The organism is Streptomyces sp. NPDC054841 (genome assembly GCF_053611045.1).
Map to the genome: position 1 here is coordinate 1 of NZ_JBSGZO010000306.1, position 10,588 is coordinate 10,588.

Sequence of the window (10,588 nt, forward strand, 5' to 3'; positions counted from 1 at the left end):
GCCTGATCCCTCACGGGGTCGGGCAAGGGGCGCCTTCGTGCGTCCGGGGTCAGACGCCTGGCGCAGCGTCGAAGCTGTACTCGTATCCGATGACGAGCCGGTGCGGCAGGCACCATTCGCCGTACTCGATGACGCCCTGGTCGTCCCAGAGACGATGTGCGCCGGCGAGGATTGGGGAGCCAACCCGGACGCCAAGGAAGTTGGCTTCACGTGCGTCGGCGTCGCGGCTGTGGACGTCGTCCCTGCCCGCGGTCACCCGGCGGCCGGTCGCTTCCTGGATCCGCGGCAGCAGGCCGACGGACTTGGCGGCGTTCGTCGACAGCAGCTCGGGCACCAGTGCGGCGAACGTCGCCGGGTACCAGTTGACGGCGAGCATCAGCCGCTGGATGCCCCTGCCGGTGTGCCACTGGCGGCGCACGACCTGGTCGCCGTCGTCCAGGTCGAAGATGTCGGCCACGTACTGCGGCGGGGCGACGAGCTCCGCCGTGGTCACGATCATCGTCTCGCCCTCGCCGAGGACGGACCCGGTACGCAGGACGCGGGTGATCCGGTCGTAGGCGCTTGGGGCGACGGACGGCGCGTTGGCGACGAACGTCCCGCGGCGGCTGGTGGTGATGTAGCCCTCGACCTGCAGGTGGTCGAGCGCCCGGCCGAGGGTGGCGACCGCGACGCCTTCGGCCTTGGCCAGGTCGCGCTGCGCGGGCAGCTTGGTCCCCTCCTGCAGCTGTCCGTCGAGGATGCGGCGCCGGATCCGTTCGGCGACCTGCATGTACGGGGGCTGCTGGTCGGTGTCCGGCATGGCGCCTCCTGATCGGGTGTCCTAGTCCACGGGTGAATGTACTAGGACACCGGTAACTCGTACGAGGGTTCGGCGTGTTGGGCCCTTCCCTACTGTCCTAGGTCACGCCACGTTCGTCCTAGGACACTCTCTGGAGGGGTCGTGATGACGACGCATGCCTTACCGCCCATCGGCACTTTGACCCAGCGTCAGCAGCGCGGCATGGACTGCGTCCACTGCGGGGTCGTCCTCACGCCCGCCACGGCGGCCGGCATCCCGGGTGAGCACTACTTCCGCCGTGCCGACATGCGCACCCGCTGGTACCCGCGGCGCTGCCGCAACTGCCCGAAGGGCGGTCAGTCGTGAGCACGGAGGCGAGCCCGTCCGGGACCGGCAACGGCTCGTGGAACGGCTACTGCTGGGCCTCGTTCCAGGACGGCCGTGCGCGCTGCACCCGCGACCCGGGGCACAAGGGCGACCACGAGGACTACTACAAGCCAGCGCGCTGGCCGAACCGCGGCCCGGAGCCACAGTGACCGCGTCCAACGTCGTGTGGCTGCCGTCCGCCCTGCCCTGCCGGGACCGGCCGGTACCGACCGCGCAGGCCCTCAGCTGGGACCAGTACGCCGGCCGGGCCTGTGTCGCCTGCGGCAAGCCGTTGACGAGCGGCGCAATCCCGCGCGGCATCGCCCGCGGCCGTCAAGGGGCCCACGTCCTGGACGTCGACGTGTGGTCCTGCCCATGAACTCCCGCCCGCTGCCATTGCGGCGGCTTGGGCAGCGGGCGGGGTACCACCATCAACCACTACGGGAGGACTCCCATGACCCAGACCGCGCGCGCCTTACTGACCGATGCACAGTTCAACGACGTCCGCGCCACCATCCTCGGCAACAACCCCGGCATGGAACCCGAGCTCGCCGGCCAGATCCTGGTCGACGCCCTCGCGTTCGTCGCCGCCGCGGCCTCCTCGCCCGGCCGCGCGCTCGTACCGTCCCGCGTGGTCGACGAGGGGTGGCACGCCCTGATCCTCCACACCTCGCTGTATCACCAGCTGTGCGCCCGGTTCGGCACCTTCGTGCACCACCTGCCGGAGCGGCCCGACCCCGGCCGCCACGACGAGGCCGTCATCGAGCGCACCATCGCCCACATCGAGGCCGCCGGCTACAGCGTCGACCGCGACCTGTGGCGCGGGCCGACCGACACCCTCGTCTCCGTGGCCGCAGAGTGCCAGCACTCGGACGAGTCCGGACCGATCGTGACCATCCCCAAGCCCAAGGGCTGACAGGCCTCTAGGCTGCGGCACGGAAGGGAGGACGCCATGTCCGAATGGATCGACCCGCGGTACGCGCAGCTCGTCGCGGCGTGGAAGCGCACGCAGCAGCCCGCCTCCCGGGATCCGGAGCCCCGCCCCACGCGCGGCTTCATCGTGCCGCAGCGCTAGCGCAGACCGCCCCGGCCCGCCGTCCCCCGTCGGCTGGCCGGGGCTTCTTCATGTCCTCATGGAGCCCCTGCCTCGCCGACGGGGCAGGGGCGCCGGTGCGTCCGCCTACCCAGGAATCCCACCCGGATGCATCCGGATCCGAGCGGGGCACGAGCCGCCGCATGCGTGATCGTTAGCGCTTCGGCTGAGCTTTGGCTGAGCAGGCGCCCGGTATACCCGCTGAAACAAGATCAGCCCCACGTCAGATGCGCTCTGACCTGGGGCTGAGTGGTAGGCCGTGTGGGACTCGAACCCACAACCAACGGATTAAAAGTCCGCTGCTCTGCCAATTGAGCTAACGGCCCTCGGCGAGTCATCCCTGAGCATAGCCGGACGACGCCCGGCATCCGATCGGGTATCGGGTGCAGGGCGTCGTCCACCGGGTTCCCGGTGGTGTCACAGACCGGGATACAGACGGGCGGGGCCGGTTCCACGGACACTCGCAGGTCGCCCAGGAGTACCCGCGCGTCCTCCCCGTGCCCACCCGCGTCGCCCGCCGGGGCCCGTCAGAACAGGGCGCGGTAGTTCTGCCAGCCCGTCGCCACCGTCACCGTCGACCCGAACGACCCCTTGCCGTCACCCTTGTTGCGGAGGAGTTTGCCGTTCGTGTCGCGGGAGAGCAGGTCCGGGAAGCCGTCGCCGGTGATGTCGCCGACCACGGTGATCTCCTTGCGGCCGGCTCCCCAGTCGCTGAAGACCAGCGTGCGCGGCTTGAACGTGCCGGTGCCCGTGCCGTCGTAGCGCCAGACCTCGCCGCCCGCGTCCCGGGCCAGCAGGTCCCCGAGGCCGTCGCCGTTGAGGTCGGCGGCGCCCATGATGGTCCAGCCCATGAAGCCGGAGCCGACCTTCACGGCGGGGTCGAGGCCGGCGCGGCTGTTGCCTCGGTAGAGGAAGAGGATGCCGGTGGAGGCCTGCCGGGCGAACAGGTCGGGGCGGCCGTCGCCGGTGAAGTCGGGCGAGTAGGTGATGGCGTCGAAGCCCTGCCAGCCCTTGCCCATGAGGTGGTGCGGCCGGGTGGGGTCGATCGGGTTGGCGCCGGGAGCCCGGTAGAGATTGCCGTCAGGGGTGCGCAGGAGCACGTCGCTGCGCGGCTCGTCCCCGGTGTTGGAGCCGTACGGAATGATGAGCGTGCGCGGGTCCCAGCCGGTCGTCGCCCAGGAGCGGGCGCCTCCCGCGAGGTGGTGGACGGCGGCCTTGCCCGTCGTCGTCATCGAGTAGAACTCGCCGTAGCCGTCATTGCTGGAGTCGCGGTACGCCGCCCACCCGTCGACGAGGCGGAGCGTGCCGCTCAGCCGCGCTTCCTGGTCCGCGCCGTCCGCCGGCCGCGCGGCCACGGTCCACCCGTACGCCCCGCTGACCGGCCACTTCGGGTACATGGCCGACTCGTCCCAGGTGGCCCGTACGAGCGCCCCGGTGCGTTCCGTGCTGGTGCCCTCGTCGAACAGCCGCCCGTAGGCATCCCTGACCGCGAAAGTACGGGACGCGGTCGGCCGGCTCATCCGCCACTCGCCCCGCCACGGCCATCGCAGTGCGCTGACCGACGGCTGGGTGGCGGAGTGGACCACGGTGAGCGGGCTGCGCGGCACGGTCACGGGCTTGACGTGGATACGGCCCGAGGTGTCCATGAACGCCACATGGCCGCCGTACCGGTCGACGCTCCACGTACTCGGCCCATACCCGGCGCCACTGGCGAACGTGCTGGTCAGCGGCGCACTGCCGGCTCCCTTGTGGAAGTCGGTGAGCAGCAGCGACCCGCCCACCTGGGCGTGTTCGAACCGCACGAGGAAGCCGTCGCCGAGCTGTGTGTCGTGGCTGAAGGGGACCGTGATGTTCTTGCCGGTCGCGTGGTCCCAGACACCGGCCTTCTGCCCGACTCTGCAGTTCCAGTACAGCCAGCGGCCGACGGACTGCAGCTCGTCGGGGCGGCAGCCGGAACCGAGGTTCACCTCGGGCGAGTTGACCTTCGTCTCCACGTCGTACGAGCTGACCGTGCCGGTGCTCGTGCCCGGCTTCCAGATCTTCGAACCCCAGATCCCGACCGGGGTGATCGAGCGGGTGTGGACCACGGGGGGTCCGTCCTGGCGGGCGATGTTCATGATGTACTGCTTGCCGGTGCTCGGCTCGTCCACGGCGACGTACGCACCGTCCGCGGCCACCACGCCCTGGAAGGTGTTGAGCGTCCCGACGGAGTGGACGGTCTGCACGTTCGGCCGCTCGACGTCGACGACGGTGTGGTTGTAGCCCCACGGATGCGTGAACACGAACTGGCCGTCGCCGGTCCCCCACAACTCGGTGGGGAAATCCCTGCATTCGTCTCTGGGGTCGCCCGGAGGACAGGGGTACTCGTCCCAGACATCGGACGCGATCGTCTTGCGCGGACCCGCCTCCGGAGTGCCGGTGACGGCGAGGTCGTACAGGTACAGCCCGCGTTCGCGCTGCGGGTCGACGCGCGCCGCCACGACGAGCTGACCCGCCGAGAGCGCGATCCGCTCGGGAGAGGCTGGCTCACCCTGGTACGTGCCGAGGTCGATGACGACCTCCTGCGGCTCCTCCGCCGTGGTGGCGGCCACCGCCGGTGGAGTGAACCCGAGGCCGCCGGCAACGAGTGCGACGGCGGCCCCGGCCGCGAGCGACGTACGTCTGCAGGTGTTCCTGCCGGTGGTCATGCCCAGCCCCCTGTTGGATGCCCCATCATCGTCCTGGAAGCTTTGACCACCGGGAGCCGCTCGTGGTTGTACAGCTTTGAATGATTGTCAGGACAGGTAGGTGTACCGCTTCCAGTACTTGTCCGTGATCTGCTTCGCCCCGAAGAAGCTGCCCGCGTGGTTCGCGTTGTACAGGTAGGCGGCCCCCCACGACGTACGGGCGATGACGTCCTGGCGGCCGTCCCGGTCGAAGTCGCCCGACGCGACGACGGTGTTGAAGGAGTTCCAGCCCGCCCCGGCCTTGATACGGGGCAGGAATCCGCCCCGGCCGTTGCCCGGGTACAGCCACAGATCACCCTTGCCGTCACGGGCGAGGAGGTCGGGGCGTGCGTCCCCGGACAGATCGCCACGGCCCGTGATCACAGTGAACTGGCCCCAGCCGACGCCGATCTTCACGCGTGCACCGACCCCGCCGGATCCCGTCCCGGGGTGCATCCACAGGTACCCGGAGGCGTCCCGGCCGACGACGTCCGGCTGGCCGTCACCGGACAGATCGCGGACGGCGAAAAGACGGTTGTAGCGGCTCCAGCCCGTACCGAGGCTGACCCGGGTGCCGGGCTCGAGGTTCTCGCCGACCGGAATCCGGTAGAGAGTGCCGCCCGGTGTGCGGCCGAGCAGGTCGGCGTAGCCGTTGCGGTTGAAGTCGCCGGCCTGGAGCAGCAGGTTGTACTCGTCCTCGAAGAGCTGGCCGGTGCCGTTGACCGGGTCCTTCGTGTACGGCCCGGACTGCAGCAGGTCGAAGATGCCGGGCCCGGGCTCGCGGCCGAGCACCGAACCGGTGGTCCAGTGGTCGAGGTCGACGTCCCTGGTCCACCCCTCGATCACCGGACGGTACGTCGGCACCGCGGTGTAGAGCCGGAAGCCGTCCCGCACGCACGCGGCGGCCCCGGTCGCGGAGAAGGCAACCAGCTTGCCGCCCGCCACGAGAGCGCCGCCGGAGTCCCCGGTGCACTGCTCCTTCGGGTCGGGCGTCGGTGTGCCGGGCGCGGCCGAGGTGCAGATCATCCCGGGCGGCAGGCTGCTGCCCAGCCCGAGCGCGGCGGCGCAGTCGGCGCCGCGGCGCACCACGACCTGCTCGGTGTGCTTGACGCGCTGCTCGGACGCACCGGCCGGAGCCGCCCACGAGTAGAACGTCGCGGGCTTCCCCGCCGCATAGAGGACGGTGTCCGCCGATCCGGCGAGGACCGGCTTCCCGTACCGGGAAGGATCGACGTGACTGTCGATGAGGACACCGACACCGGCCTGGCGGGTGGTCGCGTCGAACTGCGGGTGGGTGCGGTAGTCGGGCCTGTTGGTGCCGCTCTCGATCTGGCCGGTGGCCAGGTTGTAGTCATACGCGAAGTCCGTGTCGGACCGGCCCGTGAAACAGTCCGGCGCCGCGAGGGTCCGGGTGGCCGAGAGGACGATTCCGGTGCAGGCACGCGTCGTGCCGTTGCCCGCGAAGGACAGCGGGATGAGCCACGAGGGGGTCGCGGGCGCGGCGGCGCGGGGCGTCGCGACGGCCGCCGCCTGGGCGGTACCGGTCACCCCGGCCAGCAGCCCGCCCGCGAGCGCGGTCGCGGTGAGCAGGCCGACCGCGGCGTGCCGTGGGGGCTTGGTCGTTCTCATGAGTGGGTCTCGTTTCCGGTCAGGAGTCAGAAAGCGGGCTGCGGGGCGGGAGGACCCGAGGGGCGGGAGCGCTCGAGGGGCGGGAGGCCCTGCGGGGCTGCGGGGCGGGAAGGCCGGCCGGCGCCCGCTGCGCGCGAGAAACCGGTCGCATCAGTGGATGCCTCCGTCGTAGCGCTGCCAGCCGGTCCCGATCTGGACCGTGCTCCCGAATGAGCCCTTGCCGTCGCCGCTGTTACGGAGCAGCTTGCCGTTGGTGTCGCGGGAGACGAGGTCGTTCCTGCCGTCCCCGGTGATGTCGCCGGCGCCGACGAACGCGTTGCGCCCGGTGGCCCAGTCCTTGAAGACCAGCACGCGGGGCTTCAAGGTCCCGGCCCCCGTGCCGTCGTACCGCCACAGCTCACCTCCGGCGTCCCGGGCCAGCAGATCTCCGTGCCGGTCGCCGTTGAGATCCCCTGCGCCGATGAGGGTGAGTCCCTTCCAGCTCGCCGGACGCAGCAGCACATGACGGTTCAAGAAGGTCCCTCCCCAGGAGCCTCAGATCCGGAGAAACACACGGCGGCTCACTGCCGCGGGAAAGACGCGGCCCCCTGATCCCCTTGCCGTGCCCCCCAGCACAAGTGCGCGGATCGTAACAGTAGTTTCACCATCAACGGAAGCGGTTTCGAACCCGCTCAAAAATGGGTCCGGCCCATGTCTCACCAGGAGACACGGGCCGGATCCGCCGAAGCGTCGGGCAGGGTCAGAAGAGGCCCTTGTAGCCCTGCCAGCCCGTCCCGATCTTCACGGTCGACCCGAAGGACCCGGCCCCGTTTCCGCTGTTGCGCAGCAGATCACCAGCCGCATTACGGGACACCAGGTCCGCCTTGCCGTCCCGGTTCAGGTCACCGACACCGACGAACACATTGCGGCCCGTGGCCCAGTTGTTGGCGAACACCAAGGCCCGCGGCTTCATCGTGCCCGCCGCAGTGCCGTCGTACCGCCACAGCGCGTTGGCACCGTCCACGGCGAGCAGGTCCCCGATGCCGTCACCGTTGAGGTCACCAGCGCCGAACACCGATCGGTACGCCTTCCAGTTGGTGCCGATCCGGCCGCGCGACGCGAGCTTGCCGGCGCCGTTGTCCGCGTACAGATAGATGTCACCGGTCGTCGTCTGCCGCGCGATCAGGTCGGGACGGCCGTCACCCGTCAGGTCACCTGGCGAGGTCAGGACGTTGAACTGCGCCCACACCGTGCCGAGCGACGTGTACGCGGTCGTCGGCGTCAGTGCCTTCCCGCAACCCGGCTTGTACGCCCGCAGCTCACCGCCCAGCCGCACCAACACGTCGTTGCACCGGTCACCGTTCAGGTCCCCGAACGGCACCACAACCGCCGAAGTCGACCAGCCAGAACCCGTCGTGGCGGTATGGACGAGGCCGCCGGTGGCGTTGCCGTGCCGGAAAGCCAGGACGCCGGAGGAGGTCAACGACACGAGGTCTGCGATGCCGTCCGGCACCCCGACGGGTCCTGCATGGTCACGGCGCACCGCCGCGCCGCCCTGCAGCCTGATCGAACCGGACGTGACGTAGTCGGGGCCCTGGCCGTTGGCGGGACGTGCCGTGAGGGCCCAGGTGTAGGCGCCATTCGGCGCGTAGCCCCCCGCGGCCGTCCTGCCGTCCCACGCCGACGAGACGACCCCGCCCGGGCCTCCGGCCAGCGTCCGGGCGACAGCGCCGGTCGCCGCGTTCCTGATGACCACCTGCCAGGAGGACACCGGCCGACTCATGAGCCATCGTGCCGACCAGGTGCTGGTCGTCCCCGCCGTGACGGACGTGCCCACGGAGGACTCGATCGGAACGACCGGGCCGGTCTCCACCCCGCTGGGGACGAGGTGGATCCGCTTGTCGGCCGCCACATAGGCGACCGGTCCCCCGAACTTGTCGACGGTCCAGGTCACCCCTCGCGTGGGCGCGGCCGTCCCGGGCAGGTCCCCGATGGCCCGCGTCACGGCCGTGCCGTCGCGGAACGCGGTCAGGAACAGCTGTCCGGCGGTCTTGTCGTGCCGTACGAGATAGCCGTCGCCCACGAGCGCCTCGCCCGACGGGACGTCGACGTTCTTGCGTGCCGAGCTGTCGAAGACTCCCGCCTTGCCGGTGGGACCGCAGGACCAGTAGATCCAGCGCCCCACGACCTGGAGTTCCTTGGCGACGCAGGGAGCGCCCGTCGCAAGGGTGGACTTGGCGCCGGTCTTCAGATTCTCGACCGTGAGCACACCCGCGGTGGAGGACTGCGTCCAGACAGCGGTTCCCCACACCGACGCCGCCGCGACCGCACGGGTACGGATCGGCTCCAGGTCGGCGTGGACCCCGAGGTCTCCCACGTACTGCTTGGCGGGATCGGTGCCGTTGACAATGGCATAGCGGCCGGTCATGTCGACGGCTGTGCCCGAAGGCGAGTGTGTGCGGAAGAAGCCCGCGTCGTCGGCGGGATCGACGGAATCCACCACGAGCTCGCCGAAGGACTCCCTCGCCACCACGGCGCGTCCGTCACCCGTCGACCACAGACCGATCGAGGGAAGCATCCAGCTGAGCTGCTGGCGCCTGCCCGGCGAAAGCGAAGCACCGTCGTTCGCGATCCGGCGGGTGAAGTACGCGGGCAGGAAGCTCGCGTCCTCCTCCTCGGTGGCCAGGACGCCGTTGGCCAGCGAAATCCGGTTGATCCGAGCGGCTTGGGGCTCAATGGTGTCCAGGGCGGACACCATCGCGCCGTCATCGGAGATCCTCCGCAGGGTCCAGCGAGACGAGTCCTCCCCTCCGGCCACGACCAGGCTGCCGTCCGGCCCGGACGCCACCGCGGGGGACGCGTGGCGCAACACCGTCCTCGGTTCGCCTCCACTGAACGGGAAGCTCTGGAGCCGGTACCCGGACTTGTCGGCATAGTCCGCCGGGTCGTTCAGGTCGTACCAGGTGACCAGCAGCGAGTTACCCGCTACGCCGATGACCGGTTCCTCGTCGCCCCTGGGGACGAGGTCGATCACCGTGGGAGTCGCTGTCGGATCGGCCCGTGGCACCCAACGGACATCGCCGTCGGGACGCAGCCAGACGAGTCGGCTGCCGCTCAGCACCACCTGCGAGACACCCGTCGCGTCGGAAGGCCCGGCGGTGAACGCACCCGTCACCGTGTCAATGAAGCCGAGGCGCGTTCCCGTCGCATCCCGGTACCTGACGACCAGGGCGGCGGCGTCGGCGGCCAGCAGCTCGTAGAAGGTGAAGCCCTCCGGCACCGTGACGTCCGCGGTGAGGGCAACCGTCTGGGCCCCGTCCCAGGCAAGCAGATGGTAGGCGTAGGCCCCGGTGCGCCCGGTGCGGGTGAGCAAGTACCTGCCCGCACTGGCGATCCGGACATGGCCCGAAGGCGGTGTGAAGATGTGCGATGCCCCCGTGGCGAAGTCGGTCGCCTTATAGGTCATCATCTCGCCGGTGCTGGTGATGTACGTGTCGGAGCCGGCCGAGATCCAGCGGTAGTCCGGGTAGTTGTAGCTGCCGTAGTAACCGCCGACGTGCGACTTTCGCACGTCCACCGGCTTCGTGCTGCCGTCCCAGGCCGTCCAGAGCAGGCTGTTGCTCCCCTGTCGCTGCCAAAGTACGCCGGACGCCCCGACACCGTGAGGGATGACCTCCCTCGGCACGTAACTGTCGGACTGGAACACCACATGCGCGGGCGTCGGCTCTTCTGCGGCTGCCGAGCCGCTCAGCATGCCGTTACCAGTGACGACGGCGATGGTGGTGACGATGGAAATGCCGGTGCGCGCGAGCACACGTCGGTTCACGTAGGTCCCTCCCAGGAGCCTGAAAGGCGAGAAGAGACACGGCAGCTCATAGCCGCAGAGACGTGCGGCCCCCTGATCCCCTTGCCGTGCCCCCAGCACAAGTGCGCGGATCGTAACAGTAGTTTCACCATCAACGGAAGCCGGTTTCGAACCCGCTCAAAAATGCGTCCGGCCCGTGTCCCACCAGGGGACACGGGCCAGAAACAGACAGT

10 protein-coding genes and 1 tRNA gene are annotated in these 10,588 nt (G+C 70.0%); 5 read left to right on the forward strand and 6 right to left on the reverse strand.

Annotation, left to right across the window (positions count from 1 at the left end; all coding sequences use genetic code 11):
* Positions 1 to 49: 49 nt before the first annotated feature.
* A complete protein-coding gene (locus ACWGI8_RS30540; protein WP_453665791.1) occupies positions 50 to 799 on the reverse strand; it encodes a GntR family transcriptional regulator in 750 nt (249 codons plus the stop codon).
* A 144-nt stretch (positions 800 to 943) separates the two neighbouring features.
* Between ACWGI8_RS30540 and ACWGI8_RS30545 the strand changes: the two genes are divergently transcribed.
* The 5 genes from ACWGI8_RS30545 (at position 944) to ACWGI8_RS30565 (ending at position 2,219) form a co-directional block, all read left to right on the forward strand.
* Positions 944 to 1,144 carry a hypothetical protein gene (locus ACWGI8_RS30545; RefSeq protein WP_453665793.1) on the forward strand — a complete coding sequence of 67 codons (201 nt, stop codon included), beginning with the start codon at positions 944 to 946 and terminating at the stop codon, positions 1,142 to 1,144.
* Positions 1,141 to 1,314 (forward strand): hypothetical protein, encoded by a 174-nt coding sequence (locus tag ACWGI8_RS30550; protein ID WP_453665795.1) that lies wholly within the window; start codon positions 1,141 to 1,143, stop codon positions 1,312 to 1,314. The genes ACWGI8_RS30545 and ACWGI8_RS30550 overlap by 4 nt, the downstream gene beginning before the upstream one ends.
* Positions 1,311 to 1,523 (forward strand): hypothetical protein, encoded by a 213-nt coding sequence (locus ACWGI8_RS30555; protein WP_453665797.1) that lies wholly within the window; start codon positions 1,311 to 1,313, stop codon positions 1,521 to 1,523. Before ACWGI8_RS30550 ends, ACWGI8_RS30555 begins: the two co-directional genes overlap by 4 nt.
* Positions 1,524 to 1,598: 75 nt before the next feature.
* Positions 1,599 to 2,060 (forward strand): hypothetical protein, encoded by a 462-nt coding sequence (locus ACWGI8_RS30560; protein WP_453665799.1) that lies wholly within the window; start codon positions 1,599 to 1,601, stop codon positions 2,058 to 2,060.
* A 36-nt stretch (positions 2,061 to 2,096) separates the two neighbouring features.
* Positions 2,097 to 2,219: a hypothetical protein gene (locus ACWGI8_RS30565; RefSeq protein WP_453665801.1), complete on the forward strand. Its 123-nt coding sequence runs from the start codon at positions 2,097 to 2,099 to the stop codon at positions 2,217 to 2,219.
* 268 nt (positions 2,220 to 2,487) lie between these two features.
* On the opposite strand, the gene ACWGI8_RS30570 is transcribed toward ACWGI8_RS30565, so the two are convergent.
* From ACWGI8_RS30570 to ACWGI8_RS30590, 5 genes are all read right to left on the reverse strand, one after another.
* Positions 2,488 to 2,563 (reverse strand) — tRNA-Lys (locus ACWGI8_RS30570).
* A 201-nt stretch (positions 2,564 to 2,764) separates the two neighbouring features.
* Positions 2,765 to 4,924, reverse strand: coding sequence for an FG-GAP repeat domain-containing protein (locus ACWGI8_RS30575; RefSeq protein WP_453665802.1), 2,160 nt, complete (start codon positions 4,922 to 4,924; stop codon positions 2,765 to 2,767).
* Positions 4,925 to 5,011: 87 nt separating this feature from the next.
* Complete coding sequence (locus tag ACWGI8_RS30580) at positions 5,012 to 6,571, reverse strand: FG-GAP-like repeat-containing protein (protein WP_453665804.1); 1,560 nt, start codon at positions 6,569 to 6,571, stop codon at positions 5,012 to 5,014.
* A gap of 150 nt (positions 6,572 to 6,721) precedes the next feature.
* Positions 6,722 to 7,084, reverse strand: coding sequence for an FG-GAP repeat domain-containing protein (locus ACWGI8_RS30585; protein ID WP_453665805.1), 363 nt, complete (start codon positions 7,082 to 7,084; stop codon positions 6,722 to 6,724).
* 226 nt (positions 7,085 to 7,310) lie between these two features.
* Positions 7,311 to 10,376, reverse strand: coding sequence for an FG-GAP-like repeat-containing protein (locus ACWGI8_RS30590; RefSeq protein WP_453665806.1), 3,066 nt, complete (start codon positions 10,374 to 10,376; stop codon positions 7,311 to 7,313).
* Positions 10,377 to 10,588: the final 212 nt, after the last annotated feature.

Coding starts and splice junctions, on each gene's coding strand:
- ACWGI8_RS30540 (WP_453665791.1), bottom strand. CDS start 799: ATGCCGGACACCGACCAGCAGCCCCCGTACATGCAGGTCGCCGAACGG.
- ACWGI8_RS30545 (WP_453665793.1), top strand. CDS start 944: ATGACGACGCATGCCTTACCGCCCATCGGCACTTTGACCCAGCGTCAG.
- ACWGI8_RS30560 (WP_453665799.1), top strand. CDS start 1,599: ATGACCCAGACCGCGCGCGCCTTACTGACCGATGCACAGTTCAACGAC.
- ACWGI8_RS30565 (WP_453665801.1), top strand. CDS start 2,097: ATGTCCGAATGGATCGACCCGCGGTACGCGCAGCTCGTCGCGGCGTGG.
- ACWGI8_RS30575 (WP_453665802.1), bottom strand. CDS start 4,924: ATGACCACCGGCAGGAACACCTGCAGACGTACGTCGCTCGCGGCCGGG.
- ACWGI8_RS30580 (WP_453665804.1), bottom strand. CDS start 6,571: ATGAGAACGACCAAGCCCCCACGGCACGCCGCGGTCGGCCTGCTCACC.